Origin of the sequence: Saccharomonospora sp. CUA-673 (assembly GCF_001942305.1) — a bacterium.
Lineage (GTDB): Bacteria > Actinomycetota > Actinomycetes > Mycobacteriales > Pseudonocardiaceae > Prauserella.
In genome coordinates this window covers 126,838-148,568 of the sequence record NZ_MKKE01000002.1, presented here as the reverse complement: position 1 = coordinate 148,568, position 21,731 = coordinate 126,838, and the positions used below count along the sequence as shown (strand labels likewise).

Sequence of the window (21,731 nt, the reverse complement as noted above, 5' to 3'; positions counted from 1 at the left end):
TACCTCTCGGCCCTGGGTGCCCTCCCCCGCAGTGCGCCGTTGCCGTCCTCCCGGCACCGCCACGATCGCTCGGACGAAGGGAAATTCGGTAGGCGCCGTCGGCTCCGGGTGCCAGGATCGGCGCATGCCATCGCCGACGGTCGTCCTCGTTCCCGGTTCCAACAGCAACTCGTTCTCGTGGGCGCCGTTGCAGCGCGACCTCGCCCTGCGCGGTGTGCGCTCGCTCGCCGTGGACCTGCCGGCGCACGGATTCGGCGCCACGTGGCCGGCCGGCTATCAGGCACCGCAGGACGCCGCCGCGCTCGCGCGGGTTCCGTCCGCGGCCGCCGGCGTGACCGTGCAGCACGCGGTGGACCACCTCGTCGACGTCGTCACCCGCGCCAGGGAGCACGGACCGGTCGTCGTGGTCGGGCACAGCCGGGGCGGCCTGCCGCTCACCGGTCTGCTGAGCACCGCGCCGGAACTCGTCGACCGCGCGGTCTACATCTCGGCGTGGTGCCCGGTGGCCGCGACCGTCGCGGAGTACCTGGACTCGCCGGAGTACGCCGACAGCGCGCTGAACCGGTTGCCGAACATCCTCACCGCCGACCCTGCGGAGCTCGGTGCGCTGCGGATGAACTGGCGCACCGGCGATCCGGCCGCGCTGGCGGCGCTCAAGGAGTCGATGCTCGCCGACGGCACCGACGACGAGTTCCTGGCCTTCCTGGCGTTGCTCGACGCCGACGAGATCCTCGACCCGGGCGAGCGCGCCGACGTCGAGCGCTGGGGGAGCGTGGCGCGCAGTTACGTGCGGCTCATCGCGGACACCTCGATGCCGCTCGCGTTGCAGGACCGGCTGATCGCCGACGCCGACGCCATGACACCGGCGCGGCCGTTCGACGTCCACACGCTCGACGGCAGCCACGTCGGGTTCCTGGTGCGCGAGGCGCCGCGGGCCGAGGCGGCGGATCTGCTGGCCGCCCTTGCCGCGGCGACGCCGTCGCCGACCGGCGAGGCGGTGGGGTCCGGAAGTGTCAGCTGACCGGGTAGTCGATCACGTCGCCGGGCCGGACGGTGCCGCCGCCGACGACCTCGGCGTACATGCCCATCTCGATGTGGCCGAACTCCTCGTTGAGCCGGCGCGGCAGGTCGATGTCACGTTCGGCCGTGTCCGGGTTGACCTCCGTGGCCGCGCAGCGCTTCGTCGCGAGGACCCCGCGCAGCCGCAGGCCGCCGATCGTGATCTCCTCGCCGACGAGGTCGCGTTCGCTGAACGCGGGCAACCCGTCGAAGTAGAGGTTGGCGCGGAACCGCAGCGGATCCAGCGGCATGCCGAGCCGGTCCGACAGGGCCCGCACGGACGCGAGGTTGACCAGCGATACGGCGTTCATCATGGCGTCGGATTTCACCGACACGTCGGTGAACCGGCGGTCGGTGCCGGTGCCGTTCGCGGCGCCGCGGGCGAGCACCGGCGGAGTGGACAAACCCAGTGCCCGGGCGAAGAATGTCGTCGCGGACGCGGCGCCGTCGTCGGTGGTCAGATCGGCCGACAGCACGGTCTGCCCGTCGCGGTCGGCGCGCAGGATTCCGGTTTCCGGGTCGAAGTGGGTGCGGTATCCGGCCAGGGCGGCGTCGCGGGCGAGCATGAGGAACTGGGTTTTCGGCAGTGGTTCGGTGAGGCCGGGGGTGTACGTGCCGCCGGGCCGGGCGAGGGCGAACGAGCGGTCGTGCGGTACGCCCCGGCCCGCTTCGAGGGTCACGTGGGGCAATTCCTGCGCGCTCAACCCCTTGACGGGGTAGACGTACAGTCCGCGGATCTCGCCTGCCATGCCGGATGCCCTTCTCGCGTGCGGTGCCGTGGGAAGCAATCTAACCGGTGGGTGCGTTATGTCCGATGAGCCGGCGCACAGCCGAGCAGGGACAAGGAGGAGGGGACGACCATGGCGGAGCACGCCATCGAGACGTCGGGCCTGGTGAAGGTCTTCGGCAAGACCCGGGCGGTGGACGGGATCGACCTGTCGGTGCCCGAGGCCACGGTCTACGGGATCCTGGGGCCGAACGGCGCGGGCAAGACGACGTTCGTGCGGATGCTGGCGACGTTGCTGCGTCCGGATGCGGGTGAGGGCACGGTGTTCGGCCGGGACATCGTGCGGGACGCCGCGGGCGTGCGCTCGCAGGTGAGCCTGACGGGGCAGTACGCCTCGATCGACGAGGACCTGACCGGCGTCGAGAATCTGGTGCTGCTGGGCAGGTTGCTGGGGCACGGTAAGACGGCGGCGAAGCGGCGGGCCGGCGAGCTGCTCGACGCGTTCGGGTTGACCGACGCCGCCGACCGGCAGGTGAAGAACTACTCGGGCGGGATGCGGCGGCGGATCGACATCGCCGCGAGCATCATCTCCACACCGCGGCTGCTGTTCCTGGACGAGCCGACGACGGGTCTGGATCCGCGGAGCCGCAACCAGGTGTGGGACATCGTGCGGATCATCGTCGCGCAGGGCACCACGGTGTTGTTGACGACGCAGTACCTGGACGAGGCCGACCATCTGGCGAGCCGGATCGCGGTCATCGACCACGGAACCGTCATCGCGGAGGGCACACCGGGTGAGCTCAAGTCGTCGGTGGGCGCCGGGTCGGTGCACGTGCGGTTGCGCGACGCCGGTCAGCGCGGCCGGGCCGAACGGGTGCTGGCCGCCGAGCTGGGTGCGGACGTGTCCCTGGATGCCGATCCGGTGGCGCTCACGGCACGCGTCGCGGAGGGCGAGAGCGGCCGGGGTGCGGCCGAGCAGGCGTCACGGGCGCTGGCGCGGTTGGCCGAGGACGGCATCACGGTCGACGACTTCTCGCTCGGCCAGCCCAGCCTGGACGAGGTGTTCCTGGCGTTGACGGACCGGAAGGAGGCGCGGGCATGACCACGACATCGGGTGCGCAGCGCACCGAGACCGACGACTACACGCCTGCGGCCGACAGCCTCGGCACGGTCCTGGAAACCGGAACGCCGCCGGCCCGGCCGAGTGCGTGGTCGGCATCGGTGACGTTCGCGTGGCGGGCGATGCTGAAGATCAAGCACGTGCCGGAGCAACTGTTCGACGTCACCGCGTTCCCGGTGATCATGACTCTGATGTTCACGTACCTGTTCGGCGGCGCTCTGGCCGGTTCGCCGGACGAGTACCTGCAGTACCTGCTGCCGGGCATCCTGGTCATGAGCGTCGCCATGATCACGATGTACACCGGCGTGGGGCTGAACAACGACATCGAGAAGGGCGTGTTCGACCGGTTCCGGACCCTGCCGATCTGGCGGCCGGCGGCGTTGGTGGGCGCGATCTTCGGCGACATCTGCCGCTACCTGATGGCCTCGGTCGTGATTCTCGTGGTGGGCCTGGTCATGGGCTACCGGCCGGAGGGCGGGTTCGTCGGCGTCGCCGCGGGCATCGGCATGCTGCTGGTGTTCTCGTTCGCGTTCAGCTGGATCTGGACACTGTTCGGGCTGGTGCTGCGCTCGGAGCGCTCGGTCATGGGCGTGAGCATGCTCGTGCTGTTCCCGATGACGTTCCTGAGCAACGTGTTCGTCGACCCGGGCACGATGCCGTCGTGGCTGCAGGGCTTCGTCGACGTCAACCCGATCGCGAACCTGGTCGGCGCGGTACGGGGCGCACTGAGCGGGGAGTGGGACGCCTCGTCGACGATGTGGATGTTCGTCTCCGCGGCGATCATCCTGGCGATCTTCGGGCCGCTGACGATGCGCGTCTACAACCGCCACTGAGCGAGCCGTCTGCGTGGCCGGGCCGATGAAAGGGGAGCGTGCCCTCCTGCTGGGAGGGCACGCTCCCCTTTGCTTGTCGCCCCTCGTGTGAGCAGCTCCACAGGAATTGCGCGCGGTGCGGCGCATGCAGGGAGTATCGCACTGCGTGAGGGCGGGAATCGGCACAGCGTAAGGAATCACCTTTGCTGCAGGTTGTGGTTACCGTGTAGTAGTTCTGGGACGGTCGTCCGGGATTGCCGATCGGATTGTTATGCATTTCCCGACCGACGTAGGTTGACTTCTTTTCGTGGTGGACTCCGGGGTGAACGAGTGGCATCGACGCGGTCGAGGTTGGATTGCCGCATTGTTTCGTCGCGGCGTCCGCGATCGCGTCCGTCAGAGTGTTCGGAGCCTGTTCATCGAATCGTTGACCTGCAGTTTTGATGGATTACCGGGGCGCTTTGCCCGCTTTATCGACATTTTTCGATCGGCGCCATCGTGCGGTAGTAGATATGAATCTACACGCATCAACCGCCCTCGCCGAAGTGTGGTATAAGTTCGTCGATATTCGGACTGTCACTGGGGGCGGAATGGATGAGTGCATGATGCAGGAGGCGTGTATCGGTGTCGTGTCCGGCGGTCGGGTGTCGGGCGGCCGCATGGAGTAGCGAACGCAGCCGAATTGCCGAGTGGGAACGAAACCGTCCAGGGTGAAACCTGTGAACCGGACTGCCGGCCTACCCCTAAGGTGTAACCATGCTCGGGCATCGCGATATGCACCGAAGACCGATACTGCCAAGTTCCCAGCAGAAGACCACCGCATGGCTGGGACGGAAAGAGTCGACAAATAATCAGGGGTCGGACAGCGACGTTCGGCGATACGAAACAATTCATCGAGGTGCACACGACGGGATGCTCGACCAAGCCCAGGGTGTGGCGAAATTACTCACCGCGGGGACGGACACCGCGGAGATCGACGGGCTGGCCGAGGATCTGTGCCGGCACGGCTACGCGGCGACCGCGGTGTTCAGCGGTGCGGCGGTGCTCCAGAGTTACCACGATGCCGATCTGGTGTTGCTGGATCTGGGCCTGCAGGACGTCGACGGGCTGTCGGTGTGCCGGCAGATCCGCCGCAACAGCTACACACCGATCATCGCGTTCACCGAGAACCGCACCGAGGCGGACCGGGTGCTCGGACTGCAGGCCGGCGCCGACGACTGTCTGGACAAGCCGTACACCCTGCGCGAGCTCGTCGCGCGCATCGATGCGCTGCTGCGGCGCACCTACGCGGCCAAGCCGCAGCCCGCGGTGCGACCGGAAGGCGAGTCGACGGGCACGTCCGGTCTGGTGCGAGGCGACCTGAACATCGACCTCACCACCCGGCAGGTCGACGTGTCGGGCTGTCCGGTCGAACTCACCAGGAAAGAGTTCGACCTGTTGTACCTGCTGGCGAGCGAGCCGGGCGTGGTGTTCACGCGGCAGCAGCTCATGGCGGAACTGTGGGACGTCCCGCGGGAGTACTCGGCGGCAGGTAAGGGAAGTCGCACCATCGACACGCACGTGAGCGCGTTGCGTCGCAAGCTCGGCTCGGCGCACTGGATCTACACCGTGCGTGGGGTCGGGTTCAGCTTCCGCTCGGGTGACGGCCCGGCCGAGGCGTTGGATCCGTAGTACCGGACGCGGCTGTGCACCGGCGCTGGTGCGCAGCCGCCTCGGTCCGGCACGCTCGGCCGCCGGTCAGGCGGGTTGCCGCCCGGCGTCGGCGGCAGCCTGGCGCCGGCGCATCGTCGTCGCGACGTCGTCGCCGCGATACTGCACGCGACCGCCCTGATTCCGACGCTGCCACGCATGTTCGCTGGCGAGCCGGTAGACGCTCCCCGTGGACAGCCGCAGAAGCTTCGCGATGTCGGTGGCCGACAGCCACGTGCTGGCGGGTTCCGGTGCCCCGGCGGGAGTACCGTGCATGCGCCGTTGCAGGGTCAGCCACGCCGCATCGTCCCAGCGGTGGGCGGGGTTGCGATCGCAGCGGACCGTGTTGGTGGCCCCGGAACGCAGGACCGCCCAGAGTGATCCGGTGCAGTCCGGTTCGACGCACGCGCCGACCGGCCGGCGGCTGGTGTGCTCGGTGTCGAGCAGGCGCCGGGCCCTGCGCACCAGCGTCGAGATCTCACGGCTGATGTCGTCGGCGGCCGGGTGCCTGCCGAGCCAGTCGGAGTGGGTCAGCAGGAACGCGCTCATTGCCGCGACGGTTCGGCGCGGCGGACGCACGCGACGTTCGTCGACCACCAGCGCCGACCACGAGCTGACGATGTCGACGATCTGCGTGCGGGTCTCGCATGCGGCGAGGTTGAACGGCATCCCCGTGCTGACGTCGTTGGTGCGGCGCTGACCCGGTTCGGAGGGACCGCCGCCGCCGAGGATGGTCTCGGTGGCCGCATAGAGGGCGGGCAGTCGGCGGAGGTCGGTGACCAGTTCGTGGTGGCAGGTCTTGCACAGTCGGGATCCGGCGTCGGTCGGCTCGCGGCGTTGCTCGTCGTCGCGGCATCGGCGGCCGGCACAGAGCTCGGTGGTGGTCATGGTCGGACATCCCTTCGCTCGGGGGAGGCTCGCGGCAGCGACGCTACTGAGCGGGCCGAGTCCGGCAAGGGGCTTTGCGAAACCTTGTCACGAAACGGACGTGGTGTGAACGTCCACAATGTACCAAAAGCGCTTCACGGGGATTTGTATGTTTCTTGACGGCCCGGGTATTGCGCAGACCCGGCCCTGGCGAAGAGGATCGTTCCTAGATTTGCAACATCTCTGTTCGGGCGGCGATGAACTCTTCCGCCGTGTACCTCCCGGAATTCACGTGGCCTTCGCGTCGTGTTCGCGTATGCGGATATGCGCCGTGGCCGGCTTTGGAGGGAGAAGATATTGGATTCCTCGGTCATTATCGTCGGCGCGGGCCCGGCGGGCCTCATGCTCGCGGGCGAGCTTCGCCTCGCGGGCGTCGACGTCGTGGTCCTCGAGCGACTGCCGGAGCGCACCGGGCAGTCCCGGGGCCTCGGGTTCACCGCACGCACCATGGAGGTGTTCGACCAACGCGGCCTGCTGCGTCGCTTCGGTGAGGTCGAGACGAGCAACCAGGGACATTTCGGTGGCATCCCGATCGACTTCGGGGTGTTGGACGGCGCGCACCAGGCCGCCAAGACGATCCCGCAGTCGACCACCGAGGCGATTCTCGAGAGCTGGGCGACGGAACTGGGCGCCGACATCCGGCGTGGCCACGAGGTCACCTCGGTGCACGACGACGGCGACGGTGTGCGGGCGAGCGTGCACGCGGCCGACGGCGGTTACGAACTGCGCGGGTCCTGGCTGGTCGGTTGCGACGGTGGTCGCAGCACCATTCGCAAGCTCGTCGGTTTCGACTTCCCGGGCACGGCGGCGACGAGGGAGATGTTCCTCGCCGACATCCGCGGTGTCGAGCTGGAGCCGCGGATGATCGGCGAGACGCTCGACCGCGGCATGGTCATGGTCGGCAAGCTGCCGGGGGACATCACCCGGATCATCGTGTGCGAGCGGGACAGCCCGCCGCAACGACGCGACGACGCGCCGCCGTTCCAGGAGGTGGCCGATGCCTGGAAGCGGATCACGGGCATCGACATCTCGAGTGCCGAGCCGGTGTGGGTGAGCGCCTTCGGCGATGCCACGCGGCAGGTGACCGAATACCGCCGCGGACGCGTGCTGCTGTCCGGCGACGCCGCTCATATCCATCTGCCCGCGGGCGGTCAGGGCATGAACGTGAGCATCCAGGACTCGGTGAACCTGGGCTGGAAGCTCGCCGCGGTGGTGCGCGGGACGGCGCCGCTCGAACTCCTCGACAGCTACCACAGCGAACGGCATGCGGTGGGGCAGCGGTTGCTGCTCAACACGCAGGCCCAGGGGTTGCTGTTCCTCTCGGGCGCCGAGATGCAGCCGTTGCGGGCCGTGCTGGGCGAGCTCACCGCGTACGACGAGGTGAGCAAGCATCTGGCCGCGATGGTGAGCGGTCTCGAGGTGCGCTACGAGGTCGGTGGCGGCAGTCATCCGTTGCTGGGCATGCGGATGCCGCGCCTGGCCCTGACCGGCCGCGATCGGGTGACCTCGAGCGTCGAGCTGATGCACGGGGCACACGGCGTCCTGCTCGATCTCGCCGACAACCCGGTGCTGCGCGAACGTGCTGTCGGCTGGGAGGACCGGATCGACGTCGTGACGGCGCAGCCGATCGATCCGCCCGCCGAGCTGGCGACCACGTCGGCGGTGCTGATCCGGCCCGACGGCTACATCGCGTGGGCCGCGCCGGGGAGCCACCACAGTCTCCAGATGGCGCTGGGGCAGTGGTTCGGACCTTCCCACTGACCCGCCAACCTCCCCGATTCGTTCCCCGACTGCGGAAAGGCATCCCGAGATGCACAGTTCCTTGATCGTTGCCCGGATGGACCCCCGGTCCGCCGACGAGGTGTCCGAACTGTTCGCCGCGTTCGACGCCTCCGACATGCCGCATCGCATGGGCACGCGCCGGCGGCAGTTGTTCCACTACCACGGCCTGTACTTCCACCTGCAGGACTTCGACTCCGACGACGGCGGCGAGCGGATCGAACGCGCCAAGACCGAACCGGAGTTCGTCCGGATCAGCGCGGACCTGAAGCCGCACATCACGGCATTCGACCCGGACACGTGGCGTTCGCCGCGGGACGCCATGGCGCAGCAGTTCTATCATTGGACCGCCGGATGAGCCGCCGTGTCGTCATGACGGGCATGGGAGTCACCGCTCCCGGCGGCGTCGGCACCAAGGAGTTCTGGGGTCTGCTGACCGCCGGCCGCACGGCCACCCGGCGGGTCACGTTCTTCGACCCCTCGCAGTTCCGGTCCCAGGTGGCCGCCGAGATCGACTTCGACCCGGACCTGAGCGGACTCACGCCGCAGCAGCAGCGGCGCATGGATCGGGCGGCGCAGCTGGCCGTCGTGAGCGCGGCCGAGGCGGTCGAGGACAGTGGTCTGGATTTCGCGGACCTGAATCCGTATCGGACCGGTACGGCCGTCGGCAGTGCCGTCGGCGCGACAACCGGTCTGGACTGGGAGTACCGCACGGTCTCCGACGGCGGGCGGCTCGAACTCGTCGACCACAACTACGCGGTTCCGCACCTGTACGACTACTTCGTGCCCGGCTCGTTCGCGGCCGAGGTGGCGTGGACGGTCGACGCGCGCGGTCCCGCGACGGTGATCTCGACGGGCTGCACGTCCGGATTGGACACCATCGGCTACGCGACCGAGCTGATCCGCGAGGGGCGCACGGACGTGATGATCGCGGGTGCGAGCGACGCGCCGGTCTCGCCGATCACGTTGGCCTGTTTCGACGCGATCAAGGCCACGACGCCGCGCAACGACGATCCGGAGCATGCGTCCCGTCCGTTCGACGCGACCCGGAACGGATTCGTACTCGGCGAGGGCTCGGCCTTCTTCGTGCTCGAGGAGCTCGAATCGGCCCGCAGGCGCGGCGCGCACATCTACGCCGAGGTCGCCGGTTACGCGACGTACTGCAACGCCTACCACATGACCGGGCTGCGGGCCGACGGCGAGGAGATGTCGCGCGCGATCACGGCCGCGCTCGACGAGGCCGAGCTCGACCCGTCCGCGATCGACTACGTCAACGCCCACGGTTCCGGCACGAAGCAGAACGATCGGCACGAGACGATGGCGGTCAAGCGGAGCCTGGGCTCCCACGCCTACGAGGTTCCGGTGAGCTCGATCAAGTCGATGGTCGGCCACTCGCTGGGCGCCATCGGCTCGATCGAACTGGCCGCGTCGGCGCTGGCGATGGACGACAACGTCGTGCCGCCCACGGCGAATCTGCACACGCCGGACCCGGAGTGCGACCTGGACTACGTCCCGCTCGAGGCGCGGCAACAGCAGACCGACGTCGTGCTGTCGGTCGGCAGCGGCTTCGGTGGTTTCCAGAGCGCCGTGGTGCTGGCCCGTCCGGAGAAGAGGACCTGATGAGCAGCCGCGTTGTCGTCACGGGTCTCGGCGCCGCCGCGCCGAACGGGCTCGGACTCGACGAGTACTGGGACGCGACGATCGACGGGACGTCGGGGATCGGCCGGATCTCGCGGTTCGACCCGGCGCAGTACCCGTCGCAGCTGGCCGGCGAGATCACGACGTTCGAACCGGCCGAGCACCTGCCCGGCAGGCTGCTCCCGCAGACCGACTGGATGACCAAGCTCGCGTTGGTCTGCGCCGACTGGGCGCTGGCCGACGCCGGGGTGGATCCCGGTGCGCTCGACCCGTTCGACATGGGGGTCGTGACGGCGAGTTCCTCGGGCGGGTTCGAGTTCGGCCAGAACGAGCTGCGGGCACTGTGGAGCAAGGGCGGCAAGTACGTCAGCGCCTATCAGTCCTTCGCCTGGTTCTACGCGGTCAACACGGGCCAGATCTCGATCCGCAACGGGATGAAGGGCTCGAGCGGCGTGCTCGTGAGCGATCAGGCGGGCGGCCTGGACGCGATCGCGCAGGCCGCGAGGCAGGTGCGCAAGGGCACCCAGCTGGTGATGTCGGGCGGCATGGACGCCGCGATCTGCCCGTGGGGCTGGGTCGCCCAGCTCGCCGGCGGGCGGATGAGCACGAGCACCGACCCGGAGCGGGCCTTCCTGCCGTTCGACCCGTCGGCGCAGGGACATGTCGCCGGCGAGGGCGGGGCGCTGCTCGTCCTCGAGGATGCCGAGCACGCCGCGGAGCGCGGTGCGGCGACGGTGTACGGCGAGATCATCGGCTACGGCGCGACGTTCGACCCCGCACCGCATCGCGTGGCGACGGGGGAGGTGGAGTCCGGCCTGGGCGAGGCGATCCGGCAGGCGCTCCGCGACGCGGACATCACCCCGGACGAGGTCGACGTCGTGTTCGCCGACGCGGCCGGGATTCCGCACCTGGACCGGGACGAGGCCGTGGCGATCGCGAAGGTCTTCGGGCCGCGTGGGGTGCCGGTGACGGCGCCGAAGGTCCTGGTCGGCCGGCTCAACTCGGGCGGCGCCCCGCTGGACGTCGCGACCGCCCTGCTCGCCTTGCGGAACGGGGTCGTACCGCCGACGCCGGGGGTCGCCCCCGCCGAGGACTACGACCTCGACCTCGTGACCGAGGCCCGACCGGCCGCCGGAATGCGCACCGCGCTCGTCATCGCGCGCGGGCACGGCGGTTTCAACTCGACCCTGCTGGTTCGCACGGCCGGGAACTGACCCACCGGCCGACCGTAGGCGACCCGCCGCTGCACGGGTCCTTTTCTATCGAGGGAATGTTGCCATGACACAGCGATTGTTCACCGTGGACGACCTGAAGCGGATTCTGCTGGAGGGTGCCGGCGAGGTGGAGGGCGCCGATCTCGAGACCGACATTCTCGATCTCGAGTTCGACGTGATCGGTTACGACTCCATTGCGCTGCTGGAGACGGGAAGCCGGGTGGAAAGGGAGTTCGAGGTCGAACTCGACGATGAGGAATTGGCCACCGCCGGTACGCCTCGTGAATTCATCGAGGTCGTCAACCGGCAGTTGGCGAAGAGCGCCGAACAGGTCGCCTGACCTTCGAACGTCTGGAGTGGATACATGACGGAACAGGAACAAGCACCCGTCGCCCTGGTCACCGGCGCGACGAGCGGGATCGGACTGGCCACCGCGACGTTGCTGGCCCGCAACGGGCACCGGGTGTTCGTCGCGGCCCGGACCGCGGAGAACGTGACGACGACCGTCAAGCAGCTCGGCGACGAGGGGCTCGACGTCGACGGAGCGGTGTGCGACGTGCGCTCGCAGGACGACGTGACCGCGTTCGTCGGCAAGGCGGTGGAGACCTACGGACGCGTCGACGTCCTGGTCAACAACGCGGGCCGTTCGGGTGGCGGTGTCACCAAGGACATCGTCGACGAGCTGTGGCTCGACGTGATCGACACCAACCTCAACAGCGTCTTCCGGATGACCCGCGAGGTCCTGCGCGAGGGCGGCATGCTGGAGCGCGGCCGCGGCCGCATCATCAACATCGCCTCCACCGCGGGCAAGCAGGGCGTGGTGCTGGGTGCACCGTACTCGGCGTCCAAGCACGGCGTCGTCGGCTTCACGAAGGCGCTCGGCAACGAACTGGCTCCGACGGGCGTCACGGTCAACGCCGTGTGTCCCGGCTACGTGGAGACCCCGATGGCCCAACGTGTCCGGCAGGGCTACGCGGCGGCCTACGACTCCACCGAGGACGCGATTCTGGAGAAGTTCCAGGCGAAGATCCCCCTCGGCCGCTATTCGACGGCCGACGAGGTGGCGGGACTGGTCGGCTACCTCGTCACCGACAGCGCGGCGTCCATCACCTCGCAGGCACTGAACGTGTGCGGCGGGCTCGGCAATTTCTGAGGAGGTACGGCGATGACGACCAACGAGGTCGAGCACGAGATCGAGATCGCGGCGGAGGGCAAGGAGGTGTACCGGCTCCTCGCCGACGTGGAGAACTGGCCGCTGATCTTCCCGCCGTCGGTGTACGTCGACCGGGTCGAGCACACCGAGAACACCGAGCGCATCCGGATCTGGGCCCTGGCCCAGGGTGAGCCGAAGAACTGGACGTCGCGCCGCGAGCTGGACCCCGACGCGCTGCGGATCGTGTTCCGCCAGGAGGTCCCCGCCGAACCCGTCCGGGCTATGGAGGGCACCTGGATCATCGAGCCGACCCCGGCCGGCTCGCGCGTGCGGCTGCTGCACTCCTACAGCGCCGTCGACGACGACCCGGACAAGCTCGAGTGGATCGACAAGGCGGTGGAGACCAACAGCCGTTCGGAACTGGCGTCGTTGAAACGCAACATCGAGCTCGTCGTCGACGCCGACCTCACGCTGTCGTTCACCGACTCCCTGGAGATCGAGGGCAGGGCCAAGGACGCCTACGACTTCATCAACGAGGCCCAGGAGTGGTCGGAGCGCCTGCCGCACGTGGCGTCGGTGGATCTGCGGGAGGAGACGCCCGGTCTGCAGTTGCTGCGGATGGACACACTGACCAAGGACGGCAACAAGCACACGACCGAGTCGGTGCGGGTGTGCTTCCCGGACGTCAAGATCGCCTACAAGCAGACCACGCTGCCGGCGCTGATGACCGTCCACACCGGATACTGGCTGTTCGAGGAAAGGGCCGACGGCACCACGGAGGCCACCTCGCAGCACACGGTGGTCATCAACACCGAGAACATCGCGGCCGTGCTCGGCGAGGATGCGGACGTGGCCCAGGCCCGCACCTTCGTCCGCGAGGCGCTCGGCAACAACAGCCGTGCGACGCTCCGGCACGCCAAGGAGTACGCCGAGGCACGGCGGTCCTGACATGGCTGCGCGGACGGAGCCCGCTCCGCTGCCGCCTGCCAGGTCCGCCGACGTCGTCATCGTCGGGGCCGGTCCCGTGGGACTGCTCCTCGCGGGAGACCTCGCGCGGTCCGGTGTGGACGTCCTGGTGCTGGAAGAACGCACGGAGCCGATCACCGAGTCCCGTGCCTCGACCGTCCACACGCGCACGATGGACCTGCTCGCCGCTCGCGACCTGCTCGGCGAACTGGGGCCGCCTGCGGGCGGTCCGGGACATTTCGGCGGGCTGCGCCTCGAGTTGACGGCGGCGGACCCGGAGCACCCTTATGCGGGGCAGTGGAAGGCGCCGCAGACGTCGCTCGAGGCGGTGCTGGGCCGAAGGGCGCAGCGGCACGGCGCCGTCGTGTGGCGGGGCTGCCGGGTGATCGACGTGGTGCCCGGTGACGGCGGCGACGGCACGGCCGAGGGTCACGTCGACGTGGCCGCCGTCGCCGCGGACGGACGTTCGATGGCGGTCCGCGGCGGCTTCGTCGTCGGCTGCGACGGCGAGAGCAGCACGGTGCGGGCCGCGGCCGGCTTCGCCTTTCCCGGTGAGGACGCCACGAAGGAACTGTTCCGGGCCGACGTGGACGGGATCGAGATCCCGAACCGGCGGTTCGAACGCCGCGAGAACGGACTCGCCATCGCGGCGCGGAATCCGGAGGGCGTCACCAGGGTGATGGTCCACGTCCGCGGCCGCAGGCCGGAACCGCGGACGACAGCGCCCGAATTCGCGGAGGTGGCGCAGGCGTGGTGGGACGTCACCGGTGAGGACATCACCCACGGCCGGCCGCTCTGGGTGAACGCGTTCGGCAACGCGCGGCGGCAGGCCGACCGTTATCGCCGGGGCCGGGTCCTGCTCGCCGGCGACGCCGCCCACATCCAGCTGCCCGTGGGCGGCCAGGCGTTGAACCTCGGACTGCAGGACGCCGCCGAACTGTCCTGGCGGTTGGCGGCCCAGTTCGGCGAGCCGCCCGACGACGGCACGTCCACCGAACCACTCGGTGCCGCCGACCGGGAGGAGCTGCTGGAGGGCTATCACGCCGTCCGGCACCCGATCGGCCGGCGCACCCTGACCAACATCGCGGCGCAATCGGAACTGCTGCTCGGTGGGCCCGAGGTCGACGCGCTCCGGACCGTCCTCGGCGAACTACTGGACATGCCTCCGGTGCGGCGACACCTGGCCACGATGATCAGCGCCGTCGACACGCCGCTGCCACCCGTTCCGCAACCGCGGACGAACCGCCCCGACCCCGCCCGGCCCACCCCGGTGCGGCCGGGGACCCACTCGCAGTCGCGTCGCCGGCATCGGCCGGCGGCCGCCGCTATCCCGACCCGAAGGAAGGCCACGATGGATCTTCTCGCTGGAAAAACCGCCCTGGTCACCGGATCGAGCCGCAGCATCGGCCGCGCCACGGCGATCCGGCTGGCGCGCGAGGGCGCCCTCGTCGCCGTGCACTACGCCAGCAACGAGCAGGCGGCCGACGAGACCGTCGCCGCCATCGAGGCGGACGGTGGGCGCGCCTTCACCCTGCAGGCCGAGCTCGGTGCGCCGGGTGACGTGCACGAGCTGTTCCTCGGCCTGGAGGCCGGGCTCAAGGAGCGCACCGGCAGCACGGACCTGAACATTCTCGTCAACAACGCCGGGATCATGGGCGGTGTCGCGCCGGAGGACGTCACCCCGGAGTTGTTCGACCGGCTCTACGCGGTCAACGCCCGCGCGCCGTTCTTCATCGTGCAGCGCGGCCTGCAGAACATGCCGGACGGCGGGCGCATCATCAACATCTCGTCCGGCCTCACACGGTTCGCGAATCCGCAGGAGGTCGCCTACGCGATGACCAAGGGCGCAGTGGACCAGCTGACGCTGCATTACGCGAAGCACCTGGGTCCGCGCGGCATCACCGTCAACAGCGTGGGCCCCGGCATCACCCGCAACGACTCGCCGGTCTTCGGGATCCCCGAGGCGGTGCAGCAGATGGGTGCCATGTCGGTGTTCAACCGGGTCGGCGAGACCGATGACATCGCCGCCGTGGTGGCGTTCCTGGCGCAGGACGAGGCGCGGTGGATCACCGGGTCGTATCTGGACGCCAGCGGCGGCACCCTCCTCGGCGGCCAGTGAGCGGCGGCGCCGCGACCGGCCGGGAGTCCGTGCGGGGTGCCGGCCGGTCGGCGTTGCTGGCGGTCCTCGCGTCGAACATGCTGCTCGACGCTGTGGAAGTGTCGGTCATGCTCCCCGCCGTGGCAGGGATGGCCGACGACCTCGGTCTGTCGCCGTGGCAGGGCCAGTGGGTGATGAGCGGCTTCGCCCTCGGCTTCGCCGCGGTGCTGCTGGCCGGTCGCCAGGTGACGGCCCGCTGGGGCCGCCGGGTGCCGTACCTCGTGGCGCTGGCGGTCTTCGCCGCCGCCTCGGTGGTGCCGCTGCTGACGCACGATCCGGCGCTGATCGTGCTCAGCCGGATCGTCAAGGGCGCCTGCGCCGCGCTGACCGCGCCGGTCGGCCTGGCGATCCTCGCGGACGCCTACCCGGACGGACCGGAGCGGCGGCGCGCGGTCACGGTGTACACGCTGTTCGGCGCCGCCGGATTCACCGTCGGACTGCTCGTGTCGGGTACGCTGAGCAGCGTCGGCTGGCAGTGGGCGTTCGTGTTCGGGGCGCCGATCGCGGTGGCCGTCCTGCTGGTGGCGGCGCGGGTCGTCCCGGCCGACACCCCGCAGCCGCGCACGCCTGCACCTGCGGGCTGGTGGCGCAGCGGTGGGCTGGCGCGCGCGGCGTTCGGCGCTGCCGTCCTGAACGGCACCTACCTGGCGATGCTGCTGCTGACGGCACTGACCCTGCACGGCCGGGGCTGGCCGCCGTGGCTGGTGGCGCTGGCCTTCCTGCCGGCGTGCCTGCCCGTCGCGCTCACGACGCCGTTCGGCGGCACTCTGATCGAGCGGGTCGGCACGGGCAGGCTCGTTGTGGCCGGCGCGAGCGCCGCCGCGGCGGGCCAGGTGTTCGCCGCGCTGCCGATCCCGGGCGGCTACGCGACGCAGACCCTGCCGGCACTGGTGCTCGTCGGCCTGGCGTTCGTGTTGTCGTTCGGCGCACTGAACACCGCGGCGACGGCGAGTGTGCCCGCCGAGGCCCGCGGTGCCGCGGTGCCGGTGTACCAGTGCGCGGTGCAGTGCGGCGCCGTCGCCATGCTCGTGGCCACCGCGGCGCTCGCCACCCTGCGCGGGTTCGACGACGCCCGGATCCTCGTCGCCGTCGTCGGCTGCGCCGGCGCGCTCACGCTCGTCCTGTCCCTGATCAGGAGTTCGGCAAGGACGCCGGCCTGAGACCCACCGCGCGCATCAGCGCCGCGACACCGCATGCCTGACGAACCGCAAGGAGTCGACGATGAAGGGCATCATCCTGGCCGGCGGAAACGGAAGCCGGCTCAGACCCATCACCTACAGCGTCTCGAAGCAACTGCTGCCGGTGCACGACAAGCCGATGATCTATTACCCGCTGTCGGTCCTGATGCTCGCCGGGATCCGGGACATCCTGATCATCTCGACACCCCGCGATCAGGCCGCGTTCCGGAACCTCTTGGGCGACGGCAGCCAGCTGGGCCTGAACTTCTCGTACGCCGAGCAGTCCGAGCCGCGCGGTCTGGCCGACGCATTCCGGATCGGCGCCGACCACATCGGCACCGACCGGGTCGCGTTGACGTTGGGGGACAACATCTTCCACGGGCCGGGCTTCCGGGAGCTGCTGAACCGGGCGTGCGCCGATCTGGACGGCTGCGCATTGTTCGGCTACCGGGTCTCGGATCCCGAACGGTTCGGCGTCGCCGAGTCCGACGCGCGCGGCCGGCTGCTCTCGCTCGAGGAGAAGCCGGAGCGGCCCCGTTCGGACATGGCGGTGACCGGCCTGTACCTGTACGACAACGACGTCGTCGACATCGCCCGGTCCATCACCCCCTCGGCGCGCGGAGAACTCGAGATCACCGACGTCAACCGGACCTACCTCGAGCGCGACCAGGCAACCGTGTACGACCTCGGTCGCGGGTTCACCTGGCTCGACACGGGTACGCACGACGCGCTCACCGACGCGAGCCTGTACGTGCAGCTGATCGAGAAGCGCCAAGCGTGCGAGTCGCGTGTGTCGAGGAGGTCGCCTTGCAGATGGGCTACATCGACGCGGAGCAGTGTCTGGAACTCGGTGAGCGCATCGGCAAGTCCGAGTACGGCCAGTACGTCACGAAGGTCGCGGCCCCGCGGGCGCGCCTGGAAACGGTCGCCTCATGAGGGTCCTGGTCACCGGCGGTGCCGGGTTCATCGGTTCGAACTACGTGCGGCGGCTGCTGGACGGCACGGTGGCGGCCGAGGCGGTCCCGGAGCGGGTCGTCGTGCTGGACGCCCTCACCTACGCGGGCAACCTCGCCAACCTGGACCCGGTGGCCGATGATCCCCGGTTCGAGTTCCGCCGGGGCGACATCCGCGACCCGGAGGCGGTCACCGCCGCCCTCCGCGACATCGACACGGTGGTGCACTTCGCCGCCGAGACGCACGTCGACCGCTCCATCACCGGGTCGGCCGAGTTCGTCACGACCAACGTGCTCGGTACGCAGGTGTTGTTGGAGGCCTCCCTGGAGGCCGAGGTCCGGCGGTTCGTGCACGTCTCGACCGACGAGGTCTACGGGAGTGTCGAAACAGGACACTCGCGCGAAACCGACCCGTTGGAGCCGAACTCGCCGTACGCGGCGGCCAAGGCCGGTTCCGACCTGCTCGCCCGCTCGTACTTCCGGACCCACGGCCTTCCGGTGTGCATCACGCGCTGCTCCAACAACTACGGCCCGTACCAGAACCCCGAGAAGGTCATCCCGCTGTTCGTGACCAACCTGCTGCAGGGCCGCACGCTCCCGCTCTACGGCGACGGGCAGAACCGCAGGGACTGGCTCCACGTCGACGACCACTGCGCGGCGCTGCGGCTGGTGGCCGAGGGCGGCACCCCGGGCGCGGTCTACAACATCGGCGGCGGCGTCGAGTTGACGAACGTCGAGCTCACCACCCGCATCCTCGAGGCCGCAGGCGGCGACTGGAGCAGCGTCGAGCGGGTCACCGACCGGCTCGGCCACGACCGGCGTTACGCCGTGGACGACAGTCGCATCCGCCACGAACTCGGGTACGCGCCGCACGCGTCGTTCGAGCACGGCCTGGCCGAGACGGTCCGGTGGTACCGCGACAACGCCGACTGGTGGAAGGCACAGATCTCCGAGAAAGGCGCATCCGCATGATCAACGTATTCCAGCCCAGCCTCGGGGACGAGGAACTCGCCGCGATCGGTGAGGTGCTGTCGTCGAACTGGCTCGGGCACGGCAAGCGGACGGCCGCGTTCGAGGCGGAGTTCGCCGAGCACATCGGGGTGGAGCCGGAGCACGTGCTGTTCATCAACTCGGCCACCGCGGGGCTGTTTCTCACCACCGAGCTCCTCGGCCTCGGACCGGGCGACGACGTGGTGCTCCCGTCGGTCAGCTTCGTCTCCGCCGCCAATGCCATCGCGGCCACGGGTGCGCGACCGGTGTTCTGCGACGTCGACGAACGCACGCTGAACCCGACGGCAGCCGACATCGAGGCGGCCCTCACCCCGGACACCCGGGCGGTGTTCCTGCTCCACTACGGCGGATACCCCGGTCAGGTGCAGGAGATCGCGCAGCTGTGCCGCGACCGCGGCCTACTGCTGGTGGAGGACGCGGCGTGTGCCGTGGCCTCCAGTGCCGACGGGCAGGCCTGCGGCACGTTCGGCGACGTCGCCATGTGGAGCTTCGACGCGATGAAGGTGCTCGTCACCGGCGACGGCGGCATGCTCTACGTCCGTGACCCGGAGCTGGCGCGCACGGCGCGACGGCTGGCCTACCACGGCCTCGAGCGAGCCAGCGGATTCTCGTCCGCGGCACGGGTCTCGCACCGGTGGTGGGAACTCGACGTCCGGGAGTTCGGCCGCCGGGTCATCGGCAACGACCTGACCGCCGCGATCGGCAGCGTCCAGCTACGGCGGTTGCCGAGCTTCGTCGCCCAGCGCGCCGAGGCCGCCCGCCACTACGACTCGTTGTTGGCCGAGGTCCCGGGCCTGCTGCGGCCGCCCGCGCTGCCCGAGGGCCACACGACCTCGTACTACTTCTACTGGGTGCAGGTCGAGCCGGCGCAGCGGGACGCGTTGGCCAAGGACCTGCTCGACAACGGCGTCTACACCACCTTCCGGTATCCGCCGCTGCACCGTGTGCCGGTGTACGGCTGGTCCGGACCGGACCTGCCGGCCACGGATCGCGCCGCGGACCGGACCCTGCTGCTGCCGATCCACCAGACCATCAGCAGGACCGACGTCGAGCACGTCACGTCCGTGCTGACCGACTCCCTCACGAGCGTCGCGGCGTGACCGGCGCCCGGCACGGTTCGAACCCCCGGAAAGGCAGGACGATGTCGCACGCCCAGGACACCGCCGAGACGATTCTCGAGCTGGTGCGCACGTACCACGCCGAACAGGATGCGGCCGAGTTCGTCCCCGGCGAGACACCGCTGTTGAGTTCCGGAGCGGTGCTCGAGGAACGCGACCGGGTCGCACTGGTCAAGGCGGCGCTGGAGATGCGCATCGCGGCCGGCCCGAACTCGCGGGAGTTCGAGCGGAGCTTCGCCCGCTATTTCGGCCTGCGCAAGGCCCATCTGACGAACTCGGGCTCGTCGGCCAACCTGGTCGCGCTGAGCTCGCTGACCTCCCCGCAACTCGGTGACGACCGGCTCCGGCCCGGCGACGAGGTCATCACCGTCGCCGCGGGATTTCCGACGACGGTGAACCCGATCCTGCAGAACGGCATGGTCCCGGTGTTCGTGGACACCGAACTCGGCACCTACAACACCAGCCCCGAGCGCGTGGCCGACGCCATCGGACCGCGCACCCGCGCGATCATGATCGCGCACGCGCTCGGAAATCCGTTCCCGGCGACCGAGATCGCCGACCTGGCGCGCGAACACGGGCTCTATCTGGTCGAGGACAACTGCGACGCGGTCGGCTCGCGCTACGACGGCCGGCTCACCGGAACCTTCGGCCACCTCGCCACGACGAGCTTCTATCCCGCGCACCACATCACGATGGGCGAGGGCGGCTGTGTCGTCACCGGCGACCTGCGGCTGGCCAGGCTCGTCGAGTCGATGCGCGACTGGGGCCGGGACTGCTGGTGCGAGCCCGGCGACAGCAACACCTGCTTCAAACGGTTCGACCACCAGATGGGCTCGTTGCCGCACGGCTACGACCACAAGTACATCTTCTCCCACGTCGGCTACAACCTGAAGTCGACCGACCTGCAGGCCGCGCTCGGCGTCCAGCAACTGGCGCGTGTCGAGGAGTTCGGCGCGCCCGGCGGCGGAACTGGCAGCGGATGCACGACGGGTTGGCCGACGTCCCGGGACTGATGCTGCCCGAGGCGACGCCCAACTCGGATCCCAGCTGGTTCGGGTTCGTCATCACCGTCCGGCCCGATGCCGCGTACACGCGACGCGAGCTGTGCGACTTCCTCGAATCCCGCAAGATCGCGACCCGCCGGTTCTTCGGCGGCAACCTCACCCGGCATCCCGCCTACGACGGGCAGAACTTCCGCATCGCGAGCGATCTGACCAACAGCGACATCGTCACCAGCGACACCTTCTGGATCGGCGTGTACCCCGGACTGACCGAGGAGATGATCGACTACATGGTCTCGTCGATCGCCGAGTTCGCGCAGCGCAGCTCCCTGTCCGGCGTCAAGGCTGGCTGACCGCACCGACGGCAACGAAAGAAGGGTGGGCCGAAGCGATGACCGAGACGGTTCCCGGCAGCACGGTCGGGCTCGTGTCCGATGTGGAAATCGAGGACGACGCGACCTACTACAGCCGCCGGCATGCGGAGATCTACGATTTCATCCACGCGGCACGCGGGCGGGACTGGGCCGGTGAGTCCGACGAGCTCGCCGAGCGGGTGCGGGCCGTGAAACCCGATGCGGATTCGCTCCTGGACGTCGCGTGCGGCACGGGCGCCCACCTGGCGCGCCTGGCGGACCACTTCTCCGTGACGGCGGGCTTCGACCTGTCCGAGGGAATGTGCGACATGGCCCGCCGGAACGCGCCGCGGGCCACGATCACCTCCGGCGACATGCGCACCTTCCGCGCCGAGCGGACCTACGACGCGGTCGTGTGCATGTGCTTCTCGCTGGGATACATGAAGGATCGCGAGGAGCTCGAGGCCGCCGTCGCGGTCATGGCCGACTGTCTGGCCCCGGGCGGGGTCGTCATCGCCGAACCGTGGTGGTTCCCGGAGAACTTCCTCGACGGATTCGTCTCCGGTGGCATCGCGGAGAAGCCGGGACTCGTCGTCAGCCGCGTCTCGCACACCGTGCGCGAGGGCAACGCCACCCGCATGAGCGTCAACTACACGGTGGCCGAGTCCCGGGGCATCCGGAGTTTCGCCGAGCAGGAGCTCTACACCCTCTTCGAGCTCGACGAGTATCTGGCCGCGTTCGCGGCTGCCGGACTGCGGGCCGAGTACGAGCCCGGAGGTCCGAGCGGACGCGGCCTGTTCACCGCCGTCCGGGCCTGACGCCGGGACGGACCCCGGACGCCCCGGGGCTGTTCCGAGCGGGCGGGCGCACACGGA

The 21,731-nt window shown here is 69.6% G+C and carries 18 protein-coding genes and 2 pseudogenes; 18 read left to right on the top strand and 2 right to left on the bottom strand.

Annotated elements, in window-relative coordinates; genetic code table 11:
* Positions 1-124: 124 nt before the first annotated feature.
* The gene (locus tag BJF85_RS01560; RefSeq protein WP_075845432.1) at positions 125-1,021 is read left to right on the top strand and encodes an alpha/beta hydrolase; all 897 of its coding nucleotides are present in this window, start codon (positions 125-127) and stop codon (positions 1,019-1,021) included.
* Here BJF85_RS01560 and BJF85_RS01555 read toward each other — a convergent pair.
* Positions 1,014-1,808 carry an MOSC domain-containing protein gene (locus BJF85_RS01555; RefSeq protein ID WP_075845431.1) on the bottom strand — a complete coding sequence of 265 codons (795 nt, stop codon included), beginning with the start codon at positions 1,806-1,808 and terminating at the stop codon, positions 1,014-1,016. The two genes, BJF85_RS01560 and BJF85_RS01555, sit on opposite strands and share 8 nt — an antisense overlap.
* Positions 1,809-1,919: 111 nt before the next feature.
* Between BJF85_RS01555 and BJF85_RS01550 the strand changes: the two genes are divergently transcribed.
* From BJF85_RS01550 to BJF85_RS01540, 3 genes are all read left to right on the top strand, one after another.
* Positions 1,920-2,888 (top strand): ATP-binding cassette domain-containing protein, encoded by a 969-nt coding sequence (locus BJF85_RS01550; RefSeq protein WP_075845430.1) that lies wholly within the window; start codon positions 1,920-1,922, stop codon positions 2,886-2,888.
* Entirely contained in the window at positions 2,885-3,739 is an 855-nt protein-coding gene (locus tag BJF85_RS01545) for an ABC transporter permease (RefSeq protein ID WP_075845429.1), read from the top strand. The genes BJF85_RS01550 and BJF85_RS01545 overlap by 4 nt, the downstream gene beginning before the upstream one ends.
* 891 nt (positions 3,740-4,630) lie before the next feature.
* Positions 4,631-5,389 carry a response regulator transcription factor gene (locus BJF85_RS01540; RefSeq protein ID WP_075845428.1) on the top strand — a complete coding sequence of 253 codons (759 nt, stop codon included), beginning with the start codon at positions 4,631-4,633 and terminating at the stop codon, positions 5,387-5,389.
* A 66-nt stretch (positions 5,390-5,455) separates the two neighbouring features.
* Here the strand turns inward: BJF85_RS01540 and BJF85_RS28645 are convergent, their stop codons facing one another.
* Positions 5,456-6,295 (bottom strand): helix-turn-helix domain-containing protein, encoded by an 840-nt coding sequence (locus BJF85_RS28645; RefSeq protein WP_075845427.1) that lies wholly within the window; start codon positions 6,293-6,295, stop codon positions 5,456-5,458.
* A 336-nt stretch (positions 6,296-6,631) separates the two neighbouring features.
* Here BJF85_RS28645 and BJF85_RS01530 point away from each other — a divergent pair, with 336 nt between their 5' ends.
* The 14 genes and pseudogenes from BJF85_RS01530 (at position 6,632) to BJF85_RS01465 (ending at position 21,674) form a co-directional block, all read left to right on the top strand.
* On the top strand, positions 6,632-8,095 hold the full coding sequence (locus tag BJF85_RS01530) for an FAD-dependent monooxygenase (protein WP_075845426.1): 1,464 nt from the start codon (positions 6,632-6,634) through the stop codon (positions 8,093-8,095).
* 49 nt (positions 8,096-8,144) lie between these two features.
* The gene (locus tag BJF85_RS01525; RefSeq protein ID WP_075845425.1) at positions 8,145-8,471 is read left to right on the top strand and encodes a TcmI family type II polyketide cyclase; all 327 of its coding nucleotides are present in this window, start codon (positions 8,145-8,147) and stop codon (positions 8,469-8,471) included.
* Positions 8,468-9,733 (top strand): beta-ketoacyl synthase, encoded by a 1,266-nt coding sequence (locus tag BJF85_RS01520; protein ID WP_075845424.1) that lies wholly within the window; start codon positions 8,468-8,470, stop codon positions 9,731-9,733. The genes BJF85_RS01525 and BJF85_RS01520 overlap by 4 nt, the downstream gene beginning before the upstream one ends.
* Positions 9,733-10,965 (top strand): ketosynthase chain-length factor, encoded by a 1,233-nt coding sequence (locus BJF85_RS01515; RefSeq protein ID WP_075845423.1) that lies wholly within the window; start codon positions 9,733-9,735, stop codon positions 10,963-10,965. The genes BJF85_RS01520 and BJF85_RS01515 overlap by 1 nt, the downstream gene beginning before the upstream one ends.
* A 64-nt stretch (positions 10,966-11,029) precedes the next feature.
* Positions 11,030-11,305 (top strand): acyl carrier protein, encoded by a 276-nt coding sequence (locus tag BJF85_RS01510; protein WP_075845422.1) that lies wholly within the window; start codon positions 11,030-11,032, stop codon positions 11,303-11,305.
* Positions 11,306-11,329: 24 nt separating this feature from the next.
* Positions 11,330-12,118, top strand: a complete 789-nt coding sequence (locus BJF85_RS01505) for an SDR family NAD(P)-dependent oxidoreductase (protein ID WP_075845421.1) — start codon at positions 11,330-11,332, stop codon at positions 12,116-12,118.
* A gap of 12 nt (positions 12,119-12,130) precedes the next feature.
* Positions 12,131-13,066 (top strand): aromatase/cyclase, encoded by a 936-nt coding sequence (locus BJF85_RS01500; RefSeq protein ID WP_075845420.1) that lies wholly within the window; start codon positions 12,131-12,133, stop codon positions 13,064-13,066.
* Between the two features lies 1 nt (position 13,067).
* The gene (locus BJF85_RS30870; RefSeq protein WP_075845419.1) at positions 13,068-15,203 is read left to right on the top strand and encodes an SDR family oxidoreductase; all 2,136 of its coding nucleotides are present in this window, start codon (positions 13,068-13,070) and stop codon (positions 15,201-15,203) included.
* The gene (locus tag BJF85_RS01490) at positions 15,200-16,402 is read left to right on the top strand and encodes an MFS transporter (protein ID WP_075845418.1); all 1,203 of its coding nucleotides are present in this window, start codon (positions 15,200-15,202) and stop codon (positions 16,400-16,402) included. Before BJF85_RS30870 ends, BJF85_RS01490 begins: the two co-directional genes overlap by 4 nt.
* 61 nt (positions 16,403-16,463) lie before the next feature.
* Positions 16,464-17,356, top strand: a pseudogene (gene rfbA / locus BJF85_RS01485) (glucose-1-phosphate thymidylyltransferase RfbA).
* Positions 17,353-18,345 (top strand): dTDP-glucose 4,6-dehydratase, encoded by a 993-nt coding sequence (gene rfbB / locus BJF85_RS01480; RefSeq protein WP_075845417.1) that lies wholly within the window; start codon positions 17,353-17,355, stop codon positions 18,343-18,345. Before rfbA ends, rfbB begins: the two are co-directional and overlap by 4 nt.
* Positions 18,342-19,484 carry a DegT/DnrJ/EryC1/StrS aminotransferase family protein gene (locus BJF85_RS01475; RefSeq protein ID WP_075845416.1) on the top strand — a complete coding sequence of 381 codons (1,143 nt, stop codon included), beginning with the start codon at positions 18,342-18,344 and terminating at the stop codon, positions 19,482-19,484. Before rfbB ends, BJF85_RS01475 begins: the two co-directional genes overlap by 4 nt.
* A gap of 41 nt (positions 19,485-19,525) precedes the next feature.
* A pseudogene (gene rfbH / locus BJF85_RS01470) lies at positions 19,526-20,856 on the top strand (lipopolysaccharide biosynthesis protein RfbH).
* Positions 20,857-20,894: 38 nt separating this feature from the next.
* Positions 20,895-21,674 (top strand): trans-aconitate 2-methyltransferase, encoded by a 780-nt coding sequence (locus BJF85_RS01465; RefSeq protein ID WP_083665831.1) that lies wholly within the window; start codon positions 20,895-20,897, stop codon positions 21,672-21,674.
* The last annotated feature ends 57 nt before the right edge of the window (positions 21,675-21,731 follow it).